Annotated in this window: 20 protein-coding genes; 9 read left to right on the top strand and 11 right to left on the bottom strand. The window is 72.9% G+C overall.

The genetic code is table 11. The features are described from left to right. Positions 1-125: 125 nt before the first annotated feature. The gene (locus tag Mam01_RS12375) at positions 126-869 is read left to right on the top strand and encodes an AfsR/SARP family transcriptional regulator (protein WP_204285492.1); all 744 of its coding nucleotides are present in this window, start codon (positions 126-128) and stop codon (positions 867-869) included. On the opposite strand, the gene Mam01_RS12370 is transcribed toward Mam01_RS12375, so the two are convergent. Genes Mam01_RS12370 through Mam01_RS12355 form a run of 4 tightly spaced genes read right to left on the bottom strand, consistent with a single transcriptional unit; the run spans position 779 to position 6,369 of the window. Then, complete coding sequence (locus Mam01_RS12370; RefSeq protein ID WP_204285491.1) at positions 779-1,927, bottom strand: acyl-CoA dehydrogenase family protein; 1,149 nt, start codon at positions 1,925-1,927, stop codon at positions 779-781. The genes Mam01_RS12375 and Mam01_RS12370 overlap by 91 nt on opposite strands. A 1-nt stretch (position 1,928) precedes the next feature. Beyond that, positions 1,929-2,822 carry a hydroxymethylglutaryl-CoA lyase gene (locus Mam01_RS12365; RefSeq protein ID WP_204285490.1) on the bottom strand — a complete coding sequence of 298 codons (894 nt, stop codon included), beginning with the start codon at positions 2,820-2,822 and terminating at the stop codon, positions 1,929-1,931. After that, complete coding sequence (locus Mam01_RS12360; RefSeq protein ID WP_204285511.1) at positions 2,813-4,765, bottom strand: acetyl/propionyl/methylcrotonyl-CoA carboxylase subunit alpha; 1,953 nt, start codon at positions 4,763-4,765, stop codon at positions 2,813-2,815. Before Mam01_RS12360 ends, Mam01_RS12365 begins: the two co-directional genes overlap by 10 nt. Before the next feature lie 29 nt (positions 4,766-4,794). Continuing rightward, entirely contained in the window at positions 4,795-6,369 is a 1,575-nt protein-coding gene (locus tag Mam01_RS12355; protein WP_204285489.1) for a carboxyl transferase domain-containing protein, read from the bottom strand. Between the two features lie 46 nt (positions 6,370-6,415). Here Mam01_RS12355 and Mam01_RS12350 point away from each other — a divergent pair, with 46 nt between their 5' ends. Continuing rightward, positions 6,416-6,991, top strand: a complete 576-nt coding sequence (locus Mam01_RS12350; protein ID WP_204285488.1) for an SACE_7040 family transcriptional regulator — start codon at positions 6,416-6,418, stop codon at positions 6,989-6,991. Between the two features lie 104 nt (positions 6,992-7,095). Here the strand turns inward: Mam01_RS12350 and Mam01_RS12345 are convergent, their stop codons facing one another. Then, on the bottom strand, positions 7,096-9,315 hold the full coding sequence (locus Mam01_RS12345; protein WP_204285487.1) for a thiamine pyrophosphate-dependent enzyme: 2,220 nt from the start codon (positions 9,313-9,315) through the stop codon (positions 7,096-7,098). A gap of 225 nt (positions 9,316-9,540) precedes the next feature. Between Mam01_RS12345 and Mam01_RS12340 the strand changes: the two genes are divergently transcribed. From Mam01_RS12340 to Mam01_RS12325, 4 genes are all read left to right on the top strand, one after another. Next, positions 9,541-10,872, top strand: a complete 1,332-nt coding sequence (locus tag Mam01_RS12340) for a hypothetical protein (RefSeq protein WP_204285486.1) — start codon at positions 9,541-9,543, stop codon at positions 10,870-10,872. 198 nt (positions 10,873-11,070) lie between these two features. Then, on the top strand, positions 11,071-11,349 hold the full coding sequence (locus Mam01_RS12335; RefSeq protein WP_150931597.1) for an acyl carrier protein: 279 nt from the start codon (positions 11,071-11,073) through the stop codon (positions 11,347-11,349). Continuing rightward, positions 11,346-12,758: a condensation domain-containing protein gene (locus tag Mam01_RS12330; RefSeq protein ID WP_204285485.1), complete on the top strand. Its 1,413-nt coding sequence runs from the start codon at positions 11,346-11,348 to the stop codon at positions 12,756-12,758. The genes Mam01_RS12335 and Mam01_RS12330 overlap by 4 nt, the downstream gene beginning before the upstream one ends. Positions 12,759-12,900: 142 nt before the next feature. Further along, positions 12,901-14,859 carry an ABC1 kinase family protein gene (locus tag Mam01_RS12325; RefSeq protein ID WP_239101246.1) on the top strand — a complete coding sequence of 653 codons (1,959 nt, stop codon included), beginning with the start codon at positions 12,901-12,903 and terminating at the stop codon, positions 14,857-14,859. Between the two features lie 31 nt (positions 14,860-14,890). Here the strand turns inward: Mam01_RS12325 and Mam01_RS12320 are convergent, their stop codons facing one another. The 5 genes from Mam01_RS12320 to Mam01_RS12300 all read right to left on the bottom strand — a co-directional run bounded on the left by Mam01_RS12320 (position 14,891) and on the right by Mam01_RS12300 (position 19,221). Continuing rightward, entirely contained in the window at positions 14,891-15,745 is an 855-nt protein-coding gene (locus Mam01_RS12320; RefSeq protein ID WP_150931602.1) for an ABC transporter permease, read from the bottom strand. Between the two features lie 4 nt (positions 15,746-15,749). After that, positions 15,750-16,745: an ATP-binding cassette domain-containing protein gene (locus tag Mam01_RS12315; protein ID WP_204285484.1), complete on the bottom strand. Its 996-nt coding sequence runs from the start codon at positions 16,743-16,745 to the stop codon at positions 15,750-15,752. Beyond that, complete coding sequence (locus tag Mam01_RS12310; RefSeq protein ID WP_204285483.1) at positions 16,742-17,284, bottom strand: PadR family transcriptional regulator; 543 nt, start codon at positions 17,282-17,284, stop codon at positions 16,742-16,744. Before Mam01_RS12310 ends, Mam01_RS12315 begins: the two co-directional genes overlap by 4 nt. 96 nt (positions 17,285-17,380) lie before the next feature. Beyond that, positions 17,381-18,475 carry a magnesium and cobalt transport protein CorA gene (locus Mam01_RS12305; RefSeq protein ID WP_239101245.1) on the bottom strand — a complete coding sequence of 365 codons (1,095 nt, stop codon included), beginning with the start codon at positions 18,473-18,475 and terminating at the stop codon, positions 17,381-17,383. A gap of 254 nt (positions 18,476-18,729) precedes the next feature. Continuing rightward, the gene (locus Mam01_RS12300; RefSeq protein ID WP_204285482.1) at positions 18,730-19,221 is read right to left on the bottom strand and encodes a GNAT family N-acetyltransferase; all 492 of its coding nucleotides are present in this window, start codon (positions 19,219-19,221) and stop codon (positions 18,730-18,732) included. 146 nt (positions 19,222-19,367) lie between these two features. On the opposite strand from Mam01_RS12300, the gene Mam01_RS12295 reads away from it, so the two are divergent. The 3 genes from Mam01_RS12295 to Mam01_RS12285 all read left to right on the top strand — a co-directional run bounded on the left by Mam01_RS12295 (position 19,368) and on the right by Mam01_RS12285 (position 21,780). Next, positions 19,368-20,087, top strand: a complete 720-nt coding sequence (locus tag Mam01_RS12295; protein WP_204285481.1) for a M50 family metallopeptidase — start codon at positions 19,368-19,370, stop codon at positions 20,085-20,087. Positions 20,088-20,147: 60 nt separating this feature from the next. Continuing rightward, entirely contained in the window at positions 20,148-20,330 is a 183-nt protein-coding gene (locus Mam01_RS12290) for a hypothetical protein (protein ID WP_204285480.1), read from the top strand. A 373-nt stretch (positions 20,331-20,703) separates the two neighbouring features. Beyond that, a complete protein-coding gene (locus Mam01_RS12285) occupies positions 20,704-21,780 on the top strand; it encodes a hypothetical protein (protein WP_204285479.1) in 1,077 nt (358 codons plus the stop codon). Between the two features lie 26 nt (positions 21,781-21,806). Here Mam01_RS12285 and Mam01_RS12280 read toward each other — a convergent pair whose 3' ends face one another. After that, positions 21,807-25,361 (bottom strand): AAA family ATPase, encoded by a 3,555-nt coding sequence (locus Mam01_RS12280; protein WP_204285478.1) that lies wholly within the window; start codon positions 25,359-25,361, stop codon positions 21,807-21,809. Positions 25,362-25,385 lie beyond the last annotated feature (24 nt).

The raw sequence follows: 25,385 nt of genomic DNA, 5'->3' as shown, positions 1-25,385 counted from the left end.
CCGACACATTTTCGACATATTTTCGACCTACGTCGCCAAACTCGCCTCCTTGCCAGTGCCGCAAAATGTGGTTGAAGTCCTAGTTCGATCATGGTTATGCCGCTATGCGATGCATGAGGGGGGCCGTGCTATACGCGTTGCTGGGACCGTTCCTGGCCTTCGACGTTCAAGGAGAGTCCATCGCGGGGCTCGCACCGAGGCAGCGGCAGCTCTTGGCGTTGCTCCTGCTCAACGCGAACATCGTCCTGCACCGTGACAGGCTGATCGACCTGCTGTGGAACGGCCGTCCGCCCGACTCCGCCCGCCGCAATCTCACCACGCACATCGCGCGCCTGCACCGTCTGCTCTCCCCTCGCGAACCGGGAAATTCCGCTGTGGGGACGGTCGGCAGCGGCTATGCCCTTTCCATACCCTCGACTTCTCTGGATGTGGAGCAGTTCAATTGTTTGACAATGCGAGGGAGAACGGCCCGGGACAATCGGGATTACCACAATGCGGCCGAACTGCTGGAAGACGCCCTGCGGCTGTGGCGGGGCGACGCCCTCCTCGACCTCAGGCGCGTCGACGCGCTCGCGGTGTGGGCCGACCGGCTCGACGGGGACCGGCGCGCCGTCACCGAGGACCTCTTCGACGTACGGCTGACAGTCGGACAGCACCACGAGATCGTCAACGCCTTGGCGCAGTGGGCCTCGACGCACCCACTGCGCGAACGCCCCCACCGTAGCTCATGCTCGCCCTGCACAGGTCCGGCCGGGCGAAAGGCCAGGCGGATGCGAAGTCAGGTGGGCAGGCCGAGTTCGCGGGCGATGAGCATGCGCTGGACCTCGCTGGTGCCCTCGCCGATCTCCAGGATCTTCGCGTCGCGGTAGAAGCGGCCGACGGGGAACTCGTTCATGAAGCCGTAGCCGCCGAAGACCTGGGTGGCGTCGCGGGCGTTGTCCATCGCGGCGTTCGACGCGACGAGCTTGGCGATCGCCGCCTCCTTCTTGAACGGCAGGCCGGCCACCATCCGCTCGGCGGCGTGGTAGTAGGCCAGGCGGGCCGTGTGCGCCCGCGCCTCCATGTCGACGATCTTGAACTGGATGGCCTGGTAGCACCCGATCTCCTGGCCGAAGGCCCGGCGCTCCCGCGCGTACCGCAGCGACTCGTCCACGCAGCCCTGGGCGAGGCCGACCGACACCGCGGCGATCGCCACCCGGCCCTCGTCGAGCGTCTGCAGGAACTGCGCGTAGCCCCGACCGCGCTCCCCGAGGATGTTCTCCTCCGGCACGCGGCAGTCGGTGAAGGAGAGCTCGCGGGTGTCGGAGGCCGACCAGCCGACCTTGGAATATTTCTTCGACACCGTCATGCCGGGCGTGCCCGACGGCACGAGGATCGTGGAGATCTCCGGCCGTCCGTCCTCCCGGCGGCCGGTGATCGCCGCCACCGCGACGACCCCGGTGATGTCGGTGCCGGAGTTGGTGATGAACGCCTTGGATCCGTTGATCACCCACTCGCCGCCGTCGAGGGCGGCGGTGGTGCGCATGCCGCCCGCCACGTCGGAGCCGCCGCCGGGCTCGGTCAGCCCGAAGGCCCCCAGGATCTCCCCCGCCGCCATGCCCGGCAGCCAGCGTCGCTTCTGCTCGTCGGTGCCGTACCGGAGGATCGGCATCGCCCCCAGCGACACCGCCGCCTCCAGGGTGATCGCCACCGAGGAGTCGACCCGGGCCAGCTCCTCCAGGGCCAGGCACAGCGCGAAGTAGTCGCCGCCCATGCCGCCGTACTCCTCCGGGACGGGCAGGCCGAACAGGCCCATCGCGCCCATCCTGCGGACGACGTCGTACGGGAACTCGCACCGCTCGTAGTAGTCGCCGATGACGGGGGCGACCACCTCGCGGGCGAACTCCTCCACCGACTTGCGCAGCTCGACGTGCTCGTCGTTGAGCATCTCAGATCTCCTTGGCCAGAGCCTGGACGACGCGGGAAGGGCTCGGCCGGCCCAGGATTCCGGCGAGCCACAGGCTGGTGGCGGCCAGCGACCTGACGTCCACCCCGGTCTCGACGCCGAGGCCGTCGAGCATCCAGACCAGGTCCTCGGTCGCGAGGTTGCCGGTGGCACTTTTGGCATACGGGCAGCCGCCGATGCCTCCGGCGGAGGAGTCGACGACGGTGATCCCCCGCCTCAGCGCGGTCAGCGTGTTGGCGAGGGCCTGGCCGTAGGTGTCGTGGAAGTGGACGGCGAGCCGCTCCGGCCCGACACCGGCCTCGGCGAAGGCGTCGAGCAGGTCCTCGACGTGGCGGGGCGTGCCGACGCCGATGGTGTCGCCCAGCGACAGCTCGTGGCAGCCGAGGTCGAGCAGCCTCCGCCCGACCCTGGCCACCTGCGCGGGCGCGACCGGCCCCTCCCAGGGATCGGCGAAGCACATCGAGACGTACGCCCTGACCCGCAGGCTGTGGGCCAGGGCCCGCTCGACGACCGGCGCGAACATCTCGAACTGCGACTCGACCGTACGGTTGAGGTTGCGCCGCGCGAACGACTCGGTGGCGCTGCCGAAGATCGCGATGTCGGTGACATTCCCCTCCAGGGCCCGGTCGAGGCCTTTCTCGTTCGGGACGAGCACCGGGTAGCGGACTCCGGGCACCCGGGGCAGGCTCTCCAGCAGCTCACCCGCGTCGGCGAGCTGGGGCACCCACTTGGGGTGGACGAAGCTCGTCGTCTCGATCGTGGTCAGCCCGGCCTCGGCGAGGCGGGCGACGAACTCGCGCTTGACCTCCACCGGCACGACGGCCGACTCGTTCTGCAGGCCGTCGCGCGGGCCCACCTCGTAGATCGTCACTCGCACGGTGTCACCACCGCCAGCACCGCGTCCAGGTCCACCGTCTGCCCCGGCCGCACCCGCAGTTCGGCGAGCACGCCGTCGTCCGGCGCCGTCAGGGTGTGTTCCATCTTCATCGCCTCCACCACGACCAGCGGCTGCCCGGCGGTGACCCGGTCGCCCTGGGCCGCCTTCACCAGCAGCACCGTTCCCGGCATCGGGCTGCGGAGCACGCCGTCCCCGGCGAGCGCGCCGCCCGCCCGGTCTCCCGGGTCGCCGGGCTCGTGCCGGGTGACCGGCCAGGCCCGGCCGCCCTCGGCGAGCCAGAGCGTGCCGCGGTCGCGGGCGACCGCGTACCGGCGGGTGACCCCGCCGAGCGACACGACGGCCGCGCCGTCGCCGGGCCGCGTCAGCCGTGCCCGGCCGAGTGAACGACCATTAACTTCCACCTCGGCATCGTCCGCCGATCCCGCGATCCGCACCGGCACGCCGAGGCGGTGGACCGCCCAGGCGGGCTCGCCGATCCGCCAGCCGTCGTTGACGTCCCAGGGACCGCCGGCGGACCCGGCGAAGTCCGCGTGGAAGACGAGCGCCGCGGCGGCGAGCACCTCGTCCGGCACGCCACCGCCCGCAGGGCCGTTCACCAGGTCGCCGAGCCGGCGCTCGACCAGGCCGGTATCGAGCCGCCCGGCCGCGACCTCGGGATCGGCCAGCAGCGCCCGCAGGAAACCGACGTTGGTGGTGACGCCGAGGATCACCGTGGAGCCGAGCGCCCGATCCAGGGCCGCGAGCGCGCCCGCCCGGTCCGGGGCCCAGGCGACCGCCTTGGCCAGCATGGGGTCGTAGTCGCTGCCCACGACCATGCCCTCGGCGAGCCCCGAGTCGAACCTGACGCCCTGCCCGGCGGGCTCCCGCAGCGACAGGATCCGGCCCCCGGTGGGCAGGAAGTCGCGGGCGGGGTCCTCGGCGTACACGCGGGCCTCGGCCGCGTGGCCGCGCAGGCGCACCTCGTCCTGCCCGAACTGCAGCGCCTCGCCGGAGGCGATCCGCAGTTGCAGTTCGACGAGGTCGAGGCCGGTCACCATCTCGGTCACCGGGTGCTCGACCTGGAGCCGGGTGTTCATCTCCATGAAGGAGAAGCCCCCCGGGTCGGCGGCCGGGACGATGAACTCGACCGTCCCCGCGCCGACGTAGCCGACCGACCGCGCGGCCTCCACCGCCGCCGCGCCCATGCGCGCCCGCGTCGCGTCGTCCAGCAGCGGGGACGGCGCCTCCTCCACGATCTTCTGGTGCCTGCGCTGCAGACTGCACTCGCGCTCGCCGAGGTGGACGACGTTGCCGTGCGCGTCGGCCATGACCTGGATCTCGATGTGCCGGGGGCCGTCGACGTACCGCTCCAGCAGCAGCGTGCCGTCCCCGAAGGCGGCCACGGCGGTGCGGCGGGCCGACTCGATCGCCGCGGGCAGGTCCTCCGCCGAGGCGACCCGCAGCATGCCCTTGCCGCCTCCGCCCGCCGACGGCTTGATCAGCACGGGGAAGCCGATGCGCCCGGCCGCCTCGGCCAGGTCGTCGCGGGGCTCGGCGCCGCCGGGGACGACCGGCACGCCCGCGCGGGCGACCGTCTCCTTGGCCCGGATCTTGTCGCCCATCGCCTCGATCGCCTCGGGCGGCGGGCCGACGAACACCAGGCCCTCTTCCGCGCAGCGGCGGGCGAACGCGGCGTTCTCGGCGAGGAAGCCGTATCCGGGATGGATCGCCTCGGCGCCGCTCGTCCGGGCCGCCTGAACGATTCCGTCGGCGTCGAGATAGCCGCGCGGGAGCCGTACGGCGAGGTCGGCCTCGCGCACGTGCCGGGCGTCGCGGTCGGCGTCGCTGTGGACGGCGACCGCGCGCACGCCCAGCGCGCGCAGCGTCCGGATGATCCGGACGGCGATCTCCCCCCGGTTGGCGATCAGCACACTGGTGAACATCACGAGAGAACCCGAGTCATCACACTGCCTCACATCCGGAAGACGCCGTAGCCGACGGGTTCGAGGGGGGCGTTGGCCGCGGCGCCGAGCGCCAGGCCGAGGACGGTCCTGGTGTCCACCGGGTCGATCACCCCGTCGTCCCACAGGCGGGCGGTCGAGTAGTAGGGGCTGCCCTGGTGCTCGTAGCGGGCCCGGATCTCCTCGGGGTCGGCGTCGCCGACCATGGACAGGACCGTGGCGGCCTGCTCACCGCCCATGACCGAGATGCGGGCGTTCGGCCACATCCACAGGAAGCGGGGCGAGTAGGCGCGGCCGGCCATCGCGTAGTTGCCCGCGCCGAACGAGCCACCGATGATCACGGTGAACTTCGGCACCCGGGCGCAGGCGACCGCCGTGACCATCTTCGCGCCGTGCTTGGCGATGCCCCCGGCCTCGTACGCCTTGCCGACCATGAAGCCGCTGATGTTCTGCAGGAACACCAGCGGGATCGACCGCCGGTCGCACAGCTCGATGAAGTGGGCGCCCTTGAGCGCCGACTCGCCGAACAGGATGCCGTTGTTGGCCACGATCCCGACGGGGTGGCCGTGGACGCGGGCGAACCCGGTCACCAGGGTCGGGCCGTACTCGGTCTTGAACTCCAGGAACCGGCTGCCGTCCACGATGCGGGCGATCACCTCGCGCACGTCGTACGGCCGGCGGGTGTCCTGGGGGACGATCCCGTACAGGTCGTGCGGGTCGTGCAGCGGAGGCTCGGCCGGCGCGACGTCCCAGGGGCGGGGGCCTCTCGGGCCGAGCGACCCGACGATGTCCCGCACGATCTTCAGGGCGTGCGCGTCGTCCTCGGCGAGGTGGTCGGTGACGCCGCTGACGCGGGCGTGGACCTCGCCGCCGCCCAGTTCCTCGGCCGTGACGGTCTCGCCGGTCGCGGCCTTCACCAGCGGCGGCCCGCCGAGGAAGATCGTGCCCTGGTTCCGGACGATCACCGCCTCGTCGCTCATCGCCGGGACGTAGGCGCCGCCCGCGGTGCAGGAGCCGAGCACGGCCGCGATCTGCGGGATGCCCCGCGCCGACATCGTCGCCTGGTTGTAGAAGATGCGCCCGAAGTGCTCCCGGTCGGGGAAGACCTCGTCCTGCTTCGGCAGGAACGCCCCGCCCGAGTCGACCAGGTACACGCACGGCAGATTGTTGTGGAGCGCGACCTCCTGGGCGCGCAGGTGCTTCTTGACCGTCATGGGGTAGTAGGTGCCGCCCTTGACGGTGGCGTCGTTGGCCACGACCACGACCTCGCGGCCGCCGACCCGGCCCACGCCGGTGATGATCCCGGCGGCCGGGGCCTGGTCGTCGTACATGCCGGTGGCGGCGAGCGGCGACAGTTCGAGGAAGCGCCCGCCGGGGTCGAGGAGGGTGTCGACGCGGTCGCGGGGCAGCAGCTTGCCGCGCTCGGCGTGCCGGGCGCGGGCCCGCTCCGGGCCGCCGCGCGCCGCGGCCGCGAGCCGCTCGCGCAGCTCCGCCGCCAGGCGCTCGTTCGCCTCGGCGTCGCGCTTGTACGCCTCGCCGCCCGGGTCGCACCGGCTCTCCAGCACCGGCCAGTCGCTTGTGCTCATGCTGGAATGTTAGTCATCGTTAACTTGCTCCGTCTACCATGGTGCCGTGAAGACCCCTACCCGCAATCGGCGGGCCGAGATCCTCGACGCGGCCGCCGCCCTGTTCGCGGCGCGCGGCTTCCACGGCGTGTCCATCGAGGACATCGGCGCCGCGGTGGGCGTGTCGGGGCCCGCGCTCTACCGGCACTTCAGCGGCAAGGAGGCCCTGCTCACCGAGATGCTGCTCGGGATCAGCGAGCGGCTGCGCGAGCAGGGGGCGCGGCTCGCCACCACCGCCGACCCGGACACCGCGGAGGCGGCCCTGGACGCGCTGCTGGCCGGGCACATCGAGTTCGCGCTGCGCCATCCGGCGCTGATCCGGGTGCAGGAGCGCGAGCTCGACAACGTGCCCGAGCAGGCGAGGCGGGCGATCCGGCGGCTCCAGCGGCTGTACGCCGAGGAGTGGGTGGCCGTGCTGGCCGAACTGCACCCCGACTGCCCGCAGGCCCGGCTGCGCGCCGCCGCGCACGCGGTCTTCGGCCTGCTCAACTCCACCCCGCACAGCGCGGGAGAGCTCTCCCCCGAGGCCATGGCCGGCCTGCTGCACACCATGGCCCGCGCCGCCCTGTGTCAGATCGCGTGACCGGCGGCAGTCCCGATCAGGTCCCCCGGGCTGCTCTCCTCCGGGCTGCTTTCCCCGGCCGGCCTTCCCTGGTCAGCCCCGTCCGGGCCCTCTGGCCGGGCGGGTCAGCTTCGGGCCAGGAGGGCGCGGGCGGCCTGCTCGATCTCGGCCTCGGACAGCAGCACGGTGTCGGCCGCCGGGCCCAGCGGCACGAAGCTGTCCCGGGAGGTCACCCGGCTGATCGGGCCCGTGAAGCCGTTGTCGAGCAGCGCCGCCATCACACCCTCGGAGACGCCGCCGCTGCGCCGGGTCTCGTCGGCGACGAGCACCCGGCCGGTGAGGTCGGCCGCGCGCATGAGGTCGTCGACCGGCAGGGGCGACAGCCACCGCAGGTCGAGCACCCGGCAGCCCATGCCCTCCGCCGTGAGCCGCGCCGCCGCCCGCAGGCTCATCCGCAGCCCGTTGCCGTAGGTGACGATGGTGAGGTCGCGGCCGTCGCCGTAGGAGCGGGCCCGCCCGACCGGGACGTGCGTCTCCGCCCACCGGGCCGGCGGCGCGTACGGCGCGAGCCAGCCGCCGTCGCCCTCCTCGAACAGGTCGCGGGTGTGGTAGAGCGCGATGGGCTCCAGGAACACGCACACACCGCCGTCCACGCGGGCGGCGGCCAGGCACGTGCGGAGCATCTCCGCCGCGTCGTCGGGCCGCGCCGGAGACGCGATGATCAAACCGGGGATATCGCGCAACGCGGCAATTGAGTTGTCATTATGGAAATGTCCCCCAAATCCCTTTTGATAGGCATATGAGGCGACTCGTACGACCAGGGGATTGCGGTACGCGCCCTTGGAGAAGAACTGCAGGGTCGACGCCTCGCCACGAACCTGATCAAGGGCGTTGTGCAGATAGGCGAGGTATTGGATCTCCGGCACCGGCAGCAGCCCCGCCAGCCCGCTGCCGAGCGCGAGCCCGAGGACGGCCTGCTCGTCGAGCAGCGTGTCGAAGACCCGCTCGCCGCCGAACCTGCGCAGCAACCCGCGCGTGACGCCGTACACCCCGCCCTTGCGGGCCACGTCCTCGCCGAATACGAGGACCCCGGGGTCGGCCGCCATGGCGTCGGCGAGCGCGCGGTTGACGGCCTGCGCGAGCGTGAGCCCGCCCTCCGACTCCGGCGGCGCGGCGAAGGCCCGCTCGCGCTCCCGCGCGGGCGCGGCCCGCAGGGCTCCGGCCGCGACCGCCCGAGGGTCGCGCGGCGCGAGCGGCGCCATCACCTCCGCCGCCGAGGAGAGTCGCGGCCGCCGCCCGCACTCCATCGCCAGCTTGAGGACGTGGTCACGCTCGGCCTCGTAGCGCGCCAGCAGTTCGTCGGGCTGGGCGAGGCCCGCCTCCACCAGCAGCCGCGCCGTACGGACCAGGGGGTCGCGCTCCAGGTCGGCCGCGATCTCCTTGCGGGTGCGGTAGGCGCTTTCGACGTCCGAGCCCGCGTGGCCCATCAGCCGCACCGTGCGCAGGTGCAGGAACGCGGGGGCGCGGTTGTCGCGCACGTGGCGGGCGGCGCGCGTCGCGGCGTCATAGGCGTCGGCGAGGTCGCAGCCGTCGGCGTGGAAATACTCCAGCGCCGGGTGCCTGGCCCGCTCGACCCAATCACGCGGGGTCCGCACGCTGATGCCGAGGCCGTTGTCCTCGCACACGAACAGCACCGGCACCCGCAGCCCGCGATGGCTGCCGTACGCCGCGGTGTTGAGGCCCGTGAGGGCGGAGGCGTGGTTCAGCGACGCGTCGCCGAATCCGCAGACGACGACCGCGTCGCGCGGCCACGGCGACGGCAGCCCCAGCGCGCGCGCCTGCTCGATCGCGAAGCCGACGCCGACCGCCCTCGGCAGGTGGCTCGCGATCGTGGAGGTCTGCGGGATGACGGCGAGGCCGGGGTGGCCGAACACCTTGTGCCGGCCGCCCGCGATCGGCTCCTCGGCCGACGCGGCGACCCCCAGCAGCACGTCGCGCAGCCCCTCCTCGGCCAGCCGTCCGGCCTGGGCGGAGCGGGCCAGGTAGAACGCGCCCGACCGGTAGTGCAGCAGCGCGGGGTCGGTCGCCCGGAGCGCCGCGGCCACGGCGGCGTTCCCCTCGTGGCCGGACGACCCGATCGTGTAGAAGCCCTCGTCGCGCCCGCGCATCAGGCGGGCGGCGACGTCCAGGAGCCGGCTGCCGAGCTGCACCGCGAACAGTTCCCGGCACCGGGCGCCGGTGAGGCCCGAGCCGGGCCGGACCGGCAGATCCGGGTCCCCGGCGGGTCCCGGGGTCAGCGCCCCCACGGCCTCGGCGAAATGGGTCTCCACTGCTTCCCGTACCACACGGCCGATTATGTCGCAGGATGCTCTCCCCGTCCCGCGCAGTGGGAACTCCCGGCATCGTTCCGGCTATTGATCACCTTAATTGACACAATTTGATGACGAATGTCATTGCTCTCAACCTATGCCGGTTATCGCCCGTCTACTTGAGAGCAATGACGTGGCACCCTCAGGCCGCGTTCACCGTTCGACCACCGGGAAGGATGGTTCAGCGGAATGTTGAAACGCATGCGTGCCGTGATCGCGGCAGCGGCCATGGGAGGAGCGGTCGCCCTGGGCGGAGCCGTGGCGCTCCCGGCCACCGCCGGCGCGGCGACGACGCCGTCTCCGGCTCCGGCGCCGAGCGACCTCGCCGTCTCCCCCAGCCCCGTGATCGTCGCCGGCGGCGCGGGCACGACGGCGACCTTCACCTACAAGGCGGCGGACGCGGGCGCCGCCCGGCTCCTCGACGGGTCGGGCCGGGCCGTCCCCCTCGCCGTCGGCTCCGCCGGCTCCGGCGCCTACACGGCCAGGTACGGCTTCACCTTCAGGGACGAGCCGGGCGCCTGGAAGCTGGAGGTGAAGACCGGGGGCGGCACCGCCACCAAGGAGTTCCAGGTTCACTGGAGCACCGGTCTCGACTTCGCCGCCTCGCCGGACGTGGTCGACCGCGGCGGCGTCGTCAGGCTGACCGGCACGCTCACCTACGGCGCGTCGCGCGGGTACGCCGGCCAGCGGGTGTACCTCGCCTTCAAGCCGGTCGGCGGCTCCTACGGCCGGGTCGGCTGGGTGACGACCGACGGGCGCGGCCGCTTCTCGGCCGACGAGAAGGCGGGCGGGTCCGGCTGGTGGCGCGCCGAGTTCGACGGCACCACCGCCGCCGAGCCCGCGACGAGCGACAGCGACCGGGTCGACGTACGCGACGCCGCCAGGCGCACCCGCGTCACCGGCTTCGACGCCTCCCCCGACCCCGTACGCGCCGGTGACACCCTGCGCCTGCGCGGCCGGCTGGAGATCGACGGCGGGGACTTCTGGCGCGGCTACCCCGACCACCGCGTGCGGATCCTCTTCAAGCCCGACGGCGGCTACCGCTGGCAGTACGTCACCTCCGCCTGGACCGGCGACCGCGGTTTCTTCGCCGCGGACGTCAGGGCGAGGACCTCCGGTTGGTGGCGGGCCGAGTTCGAGGCCGTCACCGGCGCGACGGGCTCGGTGAGCTCGTCCGACTACGTGACGGTCCGCGCTCCCCGTCCCGTGCCGCCGCCCGCGGCCGACACCCGGGTGATCCGTTTCGACGCCTCCCCCGAACCGGTCAAGTACGGCAGATACCTCACCTTCCGCGGCACACTCCAGGTGTGGGACGACGGCTGGGAGGGCTACGGCCACCAGAAGGTGACCGTGTGGTTCAAGAAGGCCGGCGGCTCCTGGCACTACGTCAAGACGCTGCGGACGAACGTCTCCGGCAAGTTCTGGGGCAAGACCAAGGCGACCCGCTCCGGGAGCTGGAAGGTGGTCTTCCCCGGTGACGACGACGCCCGTCGCTCGTCCAGCCGCAGCGACCGGGTTCGGGTGAAGCACTAGAGAATGCTCGATCGGCCCGGGGCGGATGTCACGCCCCGGGCCGTTCCGTTTCCAAGGAGAGGACCCGTTTCCGAAAGTTTTCGGACGGCGTCTTTTCTGTTTCGTTGTCATACCCGAACCGATTTGCCTATGCTTCCGTCCCAGGTCGGCACGGTTCCCCCGCGACCACGGAGGATGTCAGATGACGGGCGGTGCGGCATGACGGCCGGGCGGTACAGGCGGGCCCTGGCGGAATTGGTCGCCGAGGTGTCCGACGGCGCGATCGGCGCCGAGGAGGCGCTCGCCGGCGAGCGGTCGCTGTCCGCGCTCGGCCTGACCTCGGTGGCCCGGGTCCGGCTCGTCGACGCGATCGAGGACACCTTCGGGGTCGAGGTCGGCCTCGGCGGCGACTGGTCCTCGCTGGAGAGCGTCGACGCCCTCGCCGTGCTGGTGTCCCGGGCCGCCGAGCCCGGTGACCGGACCGCGGCAGACGCATGACGACGCCGGAGGGCTCCCCGGCGCGGGCCGCGGGCGCGACGGTGGAGTTCCACGGCGCGCGGGAGGGCGAGGCGACGCTGACCTGGGGGCAGCGGCTGATCTGGCGCGCCGTCCACCTGATGGGCGACAGTCAGTCCTTCCTCAACTGCCCCTGGGTGCTGCCGGTGTACGGCAGGCGCGACCTCGCCACCGTGCTGGACGCGCTGCGCGTGCTGCTCGAACGGCACGAGACCCTGCGTACCACCTTCCACGGCACGCCGGAGGGGCCGGTGCAGCGGGTGAGACGCGACGGCCGGCTCATCGTGGACCTGGTGGAGGCGGGGCAGGAGCGAGCCCTGCGGGCGGCCGAACGGATCGCCGGCGAGCTGAGCACGACGGCCTTCGTCCACGACAGTGACCTGCCGCTGCGCTGCGCCGTCGTCCTCAAGGCCGGGCGGCCCATGGCGCTGGCGCTGACCTTCTCCCACCTGGCCGTGGACTTCCAGGCCCTGAGCCTGCTCGCGGAGGAGTGGAAGATCCTGCTCAGAGGGGGTGATCCGCCGCCCGCCGACTGGCATCCGATGGACCAGGCGGCCCTGGAGCGCGAGGAGTCGTTCCAGGCGCGCTCGGCCAGGTCGATCCGCTACTGGCGGGCCGTCCTGGAGGAGGCGCCGCTCGACGTGTTCGACCACTCTCCGGGCGAGCCGGAGGACCCCCGGTTCATCGAGGTCGGCATGGAGTCGGTCGCGCTCGCCGCGGCGGCCGAGACGCTGGCCGGGCGGTGGACCATCAGCACGACCAGCGTCCTGCTCGGCGCGTGCGCGACCGTCCTCGCCACGGTGAGCGGCCGCCAGAGGGCGGTCATGCAGCTCGTGCACAGCAACCGCCGCGACCCGCGCACCCGGACCATGATCGGCAACGTCGGCCAGGACGGCCTGTTCGTCCTCGACCCGTCGCCCTCCGACGGCTTCGCCGACGCCTGCCGGGAGGCGCACCGCGCCGCCTTCACGGCGTACCGCAACGCGCACTACGACCCCTTCGCCATGCAGGCCATGCGCGAGGAGATCGGCCGCCTCCGCGGCCGGGAGCCGGACCTCGACGCGTTCTTCAACGACCGGCGCACCATAGGCACCTGGCCGGGGGTGCCCCGGCCCGCGTCCGGCGAGATCGCCGATCTGACCGCGAACACCCGCACGTACGTCACGAACGCCTGGCCCGGGGTCCGGTTCAAGGCGTTCTTCACCGTGGGCGCGGCCACCGACACCGGACAGCTCAGCCTCATCGCCGACACCGCCTACCTGCCCCGGGAGACGGCCCGCGCCATGCTCCTCGGCGTGGAGTCGCTGCTGGTCCGCGCCCTCGACGAGGACGTCCCGCTCGCCGCCGTCCCCCGGGTGTGCGGGGTCGGCCCGTACGCCGGGACCCCCTAGCTGTACCGACCACAGAGGTTGGGTGCGGCACGCGCGAACCCGCCCGCGTGATCGCGGACCGGCGCCGGAAATCCCGTACTACCGGTTCGTCCCGGCGGCTAGAGTCGGTGATCATCGGTGGGCGCTGCATCGGGGGCGACGGTTGGACGCGTTGATAGTGACCGCTCTCGCGGTGACGGCCGTCGTGATGATCGCCGCGTTCGCCCTGGCCGCCCGGCGGCTTCTCGGCCTGCGCTTCGGGAGGGTCCGCACCCTGCTCGGCGCCGTCCTCGCCGTCATGCTGGCCGGTCCGGTGTCGCAGGTCCTGGTCGGCTCGGTGGCGCGGAACCAGCCCGGCATCACCCCTTTGTGGTTCCTTCTGCTCGCGTTCGCCTGCGCCCTGCTGGGCTCGATGGTGTTCCTGGTGATCGCCGAAGCCCTGGTGCCGTCGGGGTCGGTCCCGGGTCCCGTGCAGGCGGTGGGAGCGCTACGGCGGCGGGTCGGACGGTCGCGGCGCTACCTGCGCATCACCCGCATCCTCGTCCGGCACGGCCTCGGCCCCTATCTGCGCGGGCGCGACCCCGATCTGGACGCACCCTCCAGCCGGGCGCGGCTGGCCCGCTCCCTGCGCAGGGCCCTCGACGAGGGCGGGGTCACGTTCGTGAAGCTGGGGCAGGTCCTGTCGACCCGTGGTGACCTGCTGCCACCCGAGTTTCTCGACGAACTGCGCCTGCTGCAGGACCAGGTCGAGCCCGCACCCTGGGCGGAGATCGAGCGGGTCGTCACCGGGGAGCTCGGCGGGCCGGTGGAGGAGTCCTTCGCCTCGTTCGAGCGGGAGCCGCTGGCGGCGGCCTCGATCGCGCAGGTCCACCTCGCGCGGCTGCGGTCGGGCGAGGAGGTGGTGGTCAAGGTCCAGCGTCCCGGGATCGCTCCCGTCGTGGAGAGGGATCTGGACATTGTGGCCCGCCTCGCCCGTACGGCGGAGCGGCGCACGCGCTGGGCCCGCGGAGCGGGCCTCGGCGACCTCGCCCGGGGTTTCGCCGAGGCGCTGCGCGAGGAGCTCGACTTCCGGGTCGAGGCAGCGAACATGGCCGCCGTCGCCGCGTCGTCGAAGGACCCGGCCGTACGGGCCCCCGTGCCGTACCCGCGGCTGAGCGGCCGCCGCATGCTGGTGATGGAGCGGCTGCACGGCGTTCCGCTCGCCGCCGGCCAGGACGGCCTCGGCGCGGCCGAGCGGGAGGAGATCGCCAGGACCCTCCTGCACACGCTTCTGGAGCAAATCCTGCTCAACGGGGTGTTCCACGCCGACCCGCATCCGGGGAACGTCATGCTGCTGTCCGACCGGAGCGTCGCGTTGCTCGACTACGGGTCCGTCGGGCGGCTCGACGGCGCCCTCCGGGCCGCGCTCCAGCGCCTGCTCGCCGCACTGGACCGCGCCGACCCGGCGGGCGTCGGCGACGCCCTGCTCGAACTGGTGCCCCGGCCCGACGAGATCGACGAGCGCGAGCTGGAGCGGGCGATCGGCCGCTTCATGGCCCGGCACCTGATCCCCGGCGTCGCCCCGGACTCCCGGATGTTCGGCGACCTGTTCCGCATGGTCTTCGCCCACGGGCTGTCGGTGCCGCCAGAGGTGGCCGCGGTGTTCCGGGCGCTCGGCACGGTCGAGGGCACGCTCACCCGCCTCGCGCCCGGGTTCGACATCGTGCGGGAGGCGCGGGACTTCGCCGGCCGCCGCCTGGCCCCACCCGGCGGGCGGGAGGAGATCCGTACGGCGGTGGTCCAGGAGGCCGTGCGCCTGCTGCCCCTGCTGCGACGGCTGCCCCGGAGTGTGGACCGCATCGTCGGAGCCGCGGAGAGCGGCAGGTTCAGCGTCAACGTGCGCCTGTTCGCCGACCCCCGGGACCGCAGGCACGTGACCGGCCTGCTGCACCAGGCTCTCCTGACGGTGCTGGCGGCCACCGCAGGGCTCATGGCGGTGCTGCTGCTCGGCTCGGAGAGCGGGCCCCGGGTGACCGCCGCCGTCACCCTCTACCAGCTGATCGGCTACAACCTGCTGGTGGTGAGCGCCGTCCTCGCGCTGCGCGTGCTCGTCGCCGTCTTCCGGGAGCGCCGGGAGGACTGACCCGAACCGGTCGGTCCGTGCCCGGAGCCGCTCAGTCCGTACGCCGGAACTGGGCCACGGCCACGGCGAGCAGGACCGCGCCGACGGCGGCGACCAGGCCGAGTTCGAGCGGCACCGGCAGCCGGTGGCCGAACCAGCTCACGCCGGGGTTGAGCATCGCGTCCACCTGCGGCGGCACGTCGAGGTGGCCGAAGACCGCCCGGCGCATCGGGTCCACGGCGTACGTCAGCGGGTTGACCGTCGTCAGCACGTGCAGCCACGACGGCAGACCGGCCAGCGGGAACATGGCGCCCGACAGGAACATCATCGGCATGATCGCCATCTGCATCACGCCGAAGAAGCTCTGCATGGTGCGCATCCGGGCGGCGAGCGTCACGCCGAACGCGGTGATCGTGAAGGCGGCGAGGAACATCTCGCCGAGCAGGGTGAGGATCAGGCCCGGCGAGTACGGCACGCCGACCAGCCCCGCGAGCGCGAGGATGATCACCCCCTGCAGGGTGGCGACGACGGCGCCGCCCAGGCACTTGCCGACCACGATCGCGCCCCGGCTGACCGGCGCGACCAGCATCTCGCGCAGGAACCCGAACTCGCGGTCCCACACGATGGACCCCGCGGAGAACATCGCCGTCATGATCACGGTCATCGAGATCATTCCCGGATACATGAACGTCCGGAAGTCGACCCCGGGGACCGAGCCGCGCACCAGCGTGCCAAGCCCGGTGCCCATCACGAACAGCCACAGCACCGGCTGGACCAGCGAGGACACGATCCGCGTGCGGTCGTTGGCGAACCGCAGCAACTCCCGGTGCAGCACCACCTTGACCGCCCGCAGGTCGTGGCCTCCACCCGCCCGCGGCACGCTCACCCGGACCACATCGGTCGTCATCAGGTCACCTTCCCCTGGCCATCGCGCGCATCCACTGGTTGCCGGTCCCCGACGACTCGGCGTCGCGGATCGTGGAGCCGGTGTAGGACATGAAGACGTCGTCGAGCGAGGGGCGCGACACGCTCACCGACCTGATCGGCACGCCGAGACCCGCGAACAGCCGCGGCACGAACTCCTCCCCCGACGGGACCGCGAACGTCACCTGACCCTCCCGTACGGCGGCCTCGACGCCGAAGTTCTCCTTGAGCAGGGCCATCGCGCGCTCGTCGTCGCCGGTCTGGATCTGCACGCGGTCCTTGCCGACGCTCGCCTTGAGCGCCTCCGGCGAGTCGATCACCACGAGCTCGCCGTGGTCGATGATCGCGATGCGGTCGCAGTACTCGGCCTCGTCCATGTAGTGCGTCGTCATGAAGATCGTGATGTCCTCGCTGTGCCGCAGCTTGCCGATGTATCCCCAGATGGCGGAGCGGGTCTGCGGGTCCAGGCCGACCGTGGGCTCGTCCAGGAAGAGCACCCGGGGCGAGTGCAGCAGCCCGCGGGCGATCTCCAACCGGCGCTTCATTCCGCCGGAGAACGTCATGACCTTGCCGTCCCTGCGGTCCCACAGCCCGACCATGTCCAGCACCTGGCGCATCCGGTCGCCGACCAGGTCCTTCGGCACGCCGTACAGCTCGGCGTGGAAGCGCAGGTTCTGCTCGGCGGTCAGGTAGCCGTCCAGCGTGGGGTCCTGGAAGACCAGCCCGATGTTGCGGCGCACGGCGTCGCGCTCGGTCACGATGTCGTGCCCGGCGACGAGGGCGGTGCCGCCGGTCGGGGTGGCGAGCGTGCACAGCATGCTGATCGTGGTGGTCTTGCCCGCGCCGTTCGGCCCGAGGAAGCCGAACACCTCGCCGGGCGCGACCTCGAAGTCGACGCCCTTGACGGCCTCGACCTTGCCGTACGTCTTGCGCAGCCCGCGCACGGCCACCGCCGCGTTCACTTCTCCCCCGTTCACGCTCATGTGTCCTCCGCGAGGATCCGGAACATCGCCTGCCGGGTGCTCCGCAGCAGTTTCTTGGTCTCGGCGACCTGGCGGTCGTCCGCGACGTGGGTGAGGTGGACGAACGCCTCGCCGAGCTGGCCCCACAGCAGCCGCAGCTCGTGCCGGTCCTCGGGGAGGCTGCGGCGGACGTCCGCCCACGGCTCGGCCCGCGGGTCGGCGTGGCTCCTGCCCTCCCCGGTCAGCCGGTAGGCGCGGCTGCCGCTCGCGTCCTCCCCCTCCACCAGGCCCTCGTCCTCCATCTGCTGGAGGGCGGGGTAGACCGAGCCGGGGCTGGGCCGCCAGACCCCGCCGCTGCGCCGCTCGATCTCCTCGATGAGCTGGTAGCCGTTGCGCGGCTCCTCGGTCAGCAGGCGCAGCAGAGCCGTACGGACGTCGCCTCGCCGGACGCGCGGGCCGAGGCCGGGCGGGACCGGCGGCGGAGGCGGCGCGGCACCGTGGTGCGGCGGAGGTGGGGGCGGCGGCGGGGTTGCCTGCGGGGGCCATCCATCGTCGTGCATGCGAACCTCCAACTATCGAGATACGTGAACGATATATCTAGATAGTTGTCCCGACAAGGCCCGAACCGGTGCATCGGTGCTCGAAGCGGAGGGGTCCTACAGCCAGTCGCGGCGCTTGAAGACCAGGTAGAGCGTGAGGCAGACGAGGCCCATGAGCATGATCGCCACGGGGTAGCCGAGCCACCAGTGCAGCTCGGGCATGTGGTCGAAGTTCATCCCGTAGATCGTGCCGACCAGGGTCGGGGCGAACAGGATGGCGGCCCAGGCGGAGATCTTCTTGACCTCGTCGCCCTGGGCGATGCTCGTGGCCGTCAGCTTGGTCATCTCCTCGTTCTGCTGCTGGCTCACGAGGGTGGAGTTGACGATGAGGATGTCCTGGAGCATCTGCCGGAAGCCCGCCACACGCTCGGTGACCGTGATGGCGTGGTCGGACACGTCACGCAGGTAACGCTGCAACTCCTCGTTCACGCCATACTTGGGCGACCCCGCGATGAAGCCGTCGAGCATCGGCACGAGCGGGCTGGTCGCCCGCTGGAACTCGATGACCTCACGCGAGAGCGCGTAGATGCGCCGCGGCGCGGCCGGGTCGCCGCCGAAGACCTGCACCTCGATCTCGTCGATGTCGTTCTGCAGCCCGGCGACCACCGGCGCGTAGCCGTCCACCACCGCGTCGAGGATCGCGTACAGCACGGCCTGCGGGCCCTGGCGGAGCAGGTCGGGGTCCGACTCCATCCGCCGGCGCACCTTCGACAGGTCGGGCGCCTCGCTGTGCCGCACGGTCAGCACGAAGTCGGGGCCCACGAAGACGTGCAACTCGCCGAAGGCGACCTTCTCCGGCTTGTCGAGGTACTGCGCCGCCCGCAGCACCACGAACAGCGTGCCGCCATACCGGTCGGCCTTGGGCCGCTGGTGGGCGACGATGGCGTCCTCGATGGCGAGCTCGTGCAGGCCGAACTCCTCGGCGGCCTTGATCAGCTCCGCCTCCTCCGGCCGGTAGAGGCCGATCCACGCCATCGCGCCCGGCCGCGAGCGCAGCGAGGCGATCGCGTCGCCGAGCGACAGCGGCGAGTCCACCCGCTCGCCGTCCACGTACACCGCGTTGTCGATCACGCTGTGCCTGAAGGAGTCCTCGCGCTCGCCGGCCCGAGGGTCCATGGAGTGTTCGGGAGCCTGCTCCGGCTTCGTCCTCATGAGTCCACTCAATCCGCGCAGTCCGCGCATACGCCGCTCAGCCACACGTAGAAGGTAACCCCGCCGGCGAGGCCGCCGACGCACCGCCCTGCGCGGGCACGCACGGATCCCTACGACCGCTACATCCTGGATAAGGCGGCTGATCTCCGACGATTCAGCCGCCGGCACGAGGACAGCGCGTGGCCCCGGCGTACGGCACGGAGAGCAGGCCGGTCCTCCTCGATCTCGACCCGCACGCCGAACGTCGTGCCGCCTCAGAGGAGCAGTTCGAGTTCGAGTTCGTGACGGATCGCGATGCCGTCGTCGTGGGTGGGGATGGAGGGCTTCAGCCTGCGCGCCGCCTCGACCGCGTTCCGATGGACGGCCACCAGGTCGAACCCGTAGCGCTGGTAGAAGCGCAGGGCCCGGACGTTCTCGTTGGTGGTGACCAGCCACAGCCGGGTGACGCCCTCCCATGCCGCCTCCGCCCGCAGCCCGTCCAGCAGGGCCCGGCCGACACCCCGCCCGGCCTCCACCGCGTCGAGTGTCACTATCTCCCACTCGGTGCCGGACACCGCGCGGTAGGTCAGCAGTCCCACGGGCCGCCCCGCCACCCTGGCGAGGAGTGCTCGCTGCGCGGACGCGTCGATGAGCTCCGCGTGGACGGCGACGTAAGGGCCGCCCCACGACTCGGAGAGAATGCGCCGGACCGACTCCGTGTCCGCCGGCGTCGCCGGACCGACACCGACGGGTCGCTCGGCATCCACGCCCCGAGTGTAACGATCACGCCCGGCCGGCGCCCCGCCGGCCGGGCGCGCCCCCGCGCGCTGACGCCGGCGAACCCGGCGCCGTCCCACGACCCGCCGCCGCCCGCGGCGAGCACTCCGGGAGCCGCCGCCGTACGATTCCGGGCGTGACCCCCCTCAAGGCCCTCTGGAACCATCTGACCGCCACCCAGGTCGCGCCCCCGCTCTGGCTGGTCGTCCTGTCCGGGTTCGCCGCTCTGGCGGTAGTCGCCTATCCGATCTCATGGCACTATTCCCGCGGCCTGATCACGATCGCGCACGAGGGCGGTCACGCGCTCGTGGCGGTGCTCACCCGGCGCAAGCTGCGGGGCATCCGGCTCCACTCGGACACCTCCGGAGTGACGCTCACCCGGGGCCGGCCGACCGGGCCCGGCATGGTCGCCACCGCCGCGGCGGGCTACGTCGCGCCGTCCCTGATCGGCCTCGGCGCGGCCTGGCTGGTCGCGGACGGGCGGATCACCCTGCTGCTATGGGCCGTGCTCGCGCTGCTGACGTGCATGCTGCTGATGATCAGAAACGTCTTCGGCGCGGTGTCCCTGCTCGTGGTGGGCGGCGCGGTCTTCGCGCTGTCCTGGTTCGCCCCGCCCGACGTGCAGTCCGCCGGCGCCTACGCCGCGGCGTGGTTCCTGCTGCTCGGCGGCGTGCGGCCGATCCTCGAACTGCAGGCCAAGCGCCGGGTCGGCCATGCCCCGGACTCCGACGCCGACCAGCTCGCCCGGCTGACCCACGTGCCCGGCACGCTCTGGGTGCTGCTGTTCCTGCTGGTCTCCACCGCGTCGCTCGTCTACGGCGGCTACCTTCTGGCCTCCCGCTGGCTGCCGATGTAGCACGCGTTGGGCTTGACGCGGCATCAGGGTTTTCAACGTGGGCATGCGGAGACCGCGGCCGTGGATCTGTTGCTGCGCCGCTTCGGGCTGCCCGACGTGCTGCGCCTGGCGATCCTGGCGCTCGACGGGTCGTCGGTCCTCGGCGTCCTCGTCGTGATGATCGTCTGTGCCCGCCGTCCGCACGTCGTGTCGCAGGATGGCCTGTGGCTGCGGTACGGCCCGTTCGTGATCGAATCCGCCTGAGCGCCTTTACGTTGTAGATCAGAAGGTGGGAAAAATCTTCGCCTGATGGCTGATCGAATCGCGGCCGGGCGGTGGAGCGAATGGGATAAATCTGCGCGCGTTTGTGCCATGGGCACGACAATTTTCCCGATTCGGCCCTCCGTAAGCTGGTCGGGCACTTTCTCGCGGGCGCGTTTCGTTGGGGAGGCCAGGAAGAGAAAATCCCTGGTGACAATTCGATTTCTTCTGCTCGTGGCCCTCCCCCTTTTATGGTTACGTGTGGTTCGTCTGCTGGTCGGGGCCTGGCTGGAAAGGGACGAGTGGTGAGGCGAACTCGATCGGGCGGACCTCGATCGGGCGGGCGGCACGTCCGCGCGCGAGGGGTGACCGTCGCGTGAGCCCGGACCAGGAGCCGGAGCAACCGCCGGCGAGGCGGCCGCGCACCGGCCGGGAGAAGCTGATGCTGGCGGGGAAGAGCGCCGGCGCCCTGATCACCTTCGCCGTCACCGTGGGCGCGTTCTGGATCGCGCTGGTGGACCGGACCCCCGGGCCGACGATCGGCGAGTGGCGTCTCAAGGCCAACAACATCTGCCAGCGCGACGTCGGCGACATGCAGACCTCGCTGCACTCGGCCATGCTCCAGATGGCCCAGGTCGTACGGGCGATGCCACCCGCCGGCACGCGCAGCCCCGAACTGGCCTCGGTCGTGACGTCGATGGACGAGGTCGCCTCGGCGTTCCGCGCGATGAGCGCCGACTTCGCGGAGATCCCGGTGCCGGAGGGATACGATCGCCGCGACATCGACGGGCTCCTGCGCGACACCCGGAACTTCGCGGCCACGTTCACCACGATCGCGACGTTCCTCGTGAACCACCAGGTGGGCCAGAGCACCCCGCTCCAGATCCAGGCGACGATGACGGCGATGCAGGCGCTGGCGAGCACCACGATGCCGTCCTGGACGGCCGGCGCGCGGCGGCTCGGCCTGACCGAGTGCCTGGCAGTCATGGGCACCGCGCCTCCGACGCCGATCGCGCCGGCTCCGGCGGGGTTCACGGTGGGGCAGCAGGCCCTGGTCGACCGCGTCGACTCCCGGGTGCTGGCCGGATGCGTCCCGGCGCCCGCCCAGGAGAACGACAAGGTGATCGCCGCGGTGAACTGCGCGGTCGTGCGCCCCGGCCCGGCGCGGAACCCGCTGGTGATGCGGTTCATCGACGCGAAGGCGCTGAAGGCGTGGCTCGCCGGGCTGTCCGCGGGCCTGGGGTCGCGCGGCTGCGCCAACGGCGACTCCTCCAGCCTCTGGAACCACGAGGGAACGGCCACGGGGACGCTCGTCTGCAAGCCCGGCGCGAACGGCTCCTACCTGGCCGCGTGGACCTTCGACGGCGAGGACGTCGCGGTCGTCGCCGAGGCGGGCGACCGGCAGACCATCTGGACCTGGTGGAAGGACAACGCCTACCTGCTGACCCCCTGAGCCTCCCGGCCCCGCGAGGGGCCGGGTCAGGTGTGCGACAGGGTGGAGCCGCCGCGGTTCTTCAGCACGCGGAGCTGGGCGGGGATGCGCACGCGCAGTTCGGCGACGTGGCTGACCACCCCGACCGCCCGGCCGCCCTCCCGCAGCCCGTCGAGGATGTCGAGCACGTCGTCGAGCGTGTCCTCGTCGAGCGTGCCGAAGCCCTCGTCCACGAAGAGGGTGCCGATCTCCGCGCCCCCGGCCTCCTGCGTCACGACGTCGGCCAGGCCCAGTGCGAGGGCGAGGGAGGTGATGAAGCTCTCGCCGCCGGACAGGGTGGCGGGGTCGCGTTCCACCCCGGTCCATGCGTCGAGCACCCGCAGGCCCAGCCCGCCGCCGGACCGGCCCCGGTCGCCCGCGGTCCGGTTCAGGTCGTGCCGCAGCAGGTAGCGCCCGCCCGACATGTGGTCGAGGCGCTCGTTGGCCGCGTCCACGACCTGCCGCAGCCGCTCGCCGAGCACGTACGCCGACAGCCTCATGTGCCAGCGGTTGTCGCCGGAAGTTCCGTTGGCGAGTTCGGCGAGACGCCGGGCCAGGCGGTGCCGCTCCTCCGCCGGCCGGTGGGCGCGCACCGCGGCGTCCAGTTCCCCGGCGAGCGCGGTGAGCTGGTCGAGCCTGCTCCGCCCGCGGTGGCGGGCCGAGGCGCGCACGCCGTGCTCGTGCTCGGCCGCGTCGTGCGCGGCGCTCAGCTCGGTCAGGCCGGCGGGCGGCTCGGCGGCCGCCGCGACCAGCTCGGGATCGGCCAGCAGGCCCTCCACCGTGGCGCGCTCGGCGTCCAGCAGTGCGAGCCGCTCGGTCATCGCCTCCCGGTCCTCCGGGGTGCGGACCGCCGCGGCGGCGTGCTCCACGCTCGCGAACCCCTCTCCCGACGCGGCCCGGGCCGCCGCGGCCCGCGCGGCCTCGCTCTCGCGCCCGGCCGCCGCCGCCGTCCGCGCCGCGTCGGCCGCCTCACGCAGCAGGGCGGCCTCCTCCGAGAGGCGGTCGAGACGGGCGGCGAGCGAGGGGTCCGCGCCCCGCGCGGCGTCGATCACCCCGGCCAGCCGGCGTTCGCCGGTCTCCAGCATGTCCCGGTGGGCGCGGGCCTCGGCCAGCTCCGCCCCGGTCCGCGCGGCCCGCTCGCCCAGCTCCTCCAGCTCGGCCGTGAGCCGGACGGCGCGGGAGGCGAGCTCCTCCTCCGTCTCCGCCTCCGACCGGGCCCGGCTGAGCCGGGCCTCCACGTCCGCGAGGTCGCCCTCCAAGCGTGCGGCGAGGCGCTCCCCCTCGGCGAGCAGGGCGTCCCGCCTGGTCCTGGTCTCGGTCAGCAGCCCGGCCAGCTCCATGGCCCGCTCACGGGCGTCCTCCAGGGCGGCGGCGAGCCGGCCTGCCTCCGCCTCGGCCGCCTCGACCGCCGAAGCGGCCGAGCGCAGCCGCGACAGCTCGTCCCGGGCCTCGTCCAGGGCGGCCCCGGCGGCCTCCTGGGACAGGTCCCCGGCGCGCGACTCCGCGTCGGCGAGGCGCGAGGAGAGCGCCGCGACGTTCGCCTCCGCCGTCTCACGGGCGCGCTGCGCCGCGTCGAAGGCCTCCTGCGCCGCCTGCTCGTCCTCGGCCGTGGCGGCCCGTACGGCGGGCTCGGCCGGGCGGGGATGCCCGGTGGCGCCGCAGACGGCGCAGGGCAGGCCGTCCACGAGCCCGGCCGCCAGCTCGGCGGCCATCCCGTCGATGCGGTCCTGCCGCACCTCCTGCAGCCGGTCCCGGCGCTCCTGGGCCAGGTCGACCGCCGCGCGGCGGTCGCGCTCGGCCGCGTCCAGCTCGGCGGTCAGCGTGTCGCGGAGCCGCGCGCTGCCGAGCCGCTCCTCCGCCGTCCGGGCGTCAGCCTCCAGCGCGGGGATCCGCGCGGCCATGTCGCGCAGGCCCTGGAGCCGTTCCCCGGCGTCGGCCAGGGCCGCGGGCAGGTCCTGCTGGTCGGCCCGCGCCCGCGCCTCGTCGCCGGAGAGCCGGGTCAGCTCCGCGTCGAGCAGCGCGGCCTCCTCGGTGACCGCACGCAGCCGCAACGCGGCGTCCCTGGCGGCGGTCAGGCCCGGAAGGCTCGCCGCCGCGCGACGCGCCGCCGCGAGCCGCTCCTCGACGCCGAGACGCTCCCCGGGCAGCGCGGCGAGCCGTCCGGCCAGGCGGGCTTCCTCCCCGGACAGCTCCGCCAGCAGGCGCTCGGCGCCCGCCCGCTCGTCCCGCACCTCCCGCAGGCGCGTCTCCTCCGGGAGGATCTGGCGCACCCGGGCGATCTCGTCGCGCCGTTCCCGCTCCAACGCGGCCAGCCGTTCCGGATCCGGCCGCTCGAGGTCCAGCCGCTCCCCGTTCGACCACTCCGGGTCCAGACGCTTTCCGTCCGGCTGCTCCCCGTCGTGCTGTTCGGGGCCGGGCACGTGGGCGCCGGGCCGGGCCGCACCCGGCCCGGTGCCCGGCCGCTCCGGAGTTCCGCCCGAGGCCCAACGCGCGGTTCTGTCCGAGGCGTCGTCCGAGTTGCCGGGGAACGCGCGGAGCATGGCGTCGGCGGCCACCCGGCGGGCCTTCGCCACGGCCTCCGCGCGCTGCTCGGCCTGGCGGACGAGCGGCAGCACCCGGTCGGCGCGCGCCGCCTCGTCGAGCATCGCCTCCAGGTCGGATCGCTCGTCGGCCGCCGCGTCGAGCTCCTGGCGCCGGGCCAGGGCGGCGGCGTGCCTGCGCTGCCGGTCGGCGAGGGCCCTGCCCTCCTCCAGCCGGCTCCGGGCCGACAGCAGGCCGGCCTGGCTCTCCGCGCAGGCCGTCGCCGCGTGGGCGAGCGCGCCCTCGGCGAGGCTCAGCACCTCACCCGACCAGGCCTCCGGGTCGGCCGTGTCCTCGGGGAGCGCCAGGTCTCCCGCCGCGCCACGCATGCGGTCCAGCACGGAGTCGACCCGCTGGGACAGCTCCTGCGCCTCCCGCCCGGAGCGCGTGCGGTGGTCGGCCAGCCACCGCTCGACCTCGCCGAACACCCGGACGGAGAAGAGCCGCTCCAGCAGTTCGCGCCGCTCCTCGCCCCCGGCGCGCAGGAACTTCGCGAAGTCGCCCTGCGGCAGCAGCGCCACCTGGCAGAACTGGGCGGCGTTCATCCCCGTGAGCGTGCCGATGAAGTCGCCGGCCTCGTCGCTGCGGGTGCTGCGCGCGACCCACTGCCCGCCGGGCTCGGTCAGCTCCTCGACCAGGGCCTTGGCCTTCTCCTCCACCAGACCCGAGCCCCTGAGCTTGGGCCGCATCCACGCGGGGGAACGGGTGACGCGCAGGCGCCTGCCCCGGATCGTCGCCTCCAGCGTCACCGACGGGCCCCGGGTGGGCGGCGCGTGGTCGCAGCGCAGGCTGCGGGCGCTCTCCCGCTGGCCGGGCACCCGCCCGTACAGGGCGTAGCAGACGGCGTCGAGCACCGTCGTCTTGCCCGCGCCGGTCGGCCCGTGGATCAGGAACAGGCCCGCCTCGCCGAGCGCGTCGAAGTCGACCTCCTCCGTTCCGGGGAAGGACCCGAACGCGACCATGCTCAGCCGATGCAGCCTCACCGTGCCTCCTCACCCGGCGCGGGC

Source organism: Microbispora amethystogenes, assembly GCF_016863015.1.
Classification (GTDB): domain Bacteria; phylum Actinomycetota; class Actinomycetes; order Streptosporangiales; family Streptosporangiaceae; genus Microbispora; species Microbispora amethystogenes.
The sequence above is the reverse complement of the archived record's forward strand: the minus strand, read 5'-3'. Positions and strand labels throughout refer to the sequence as shown.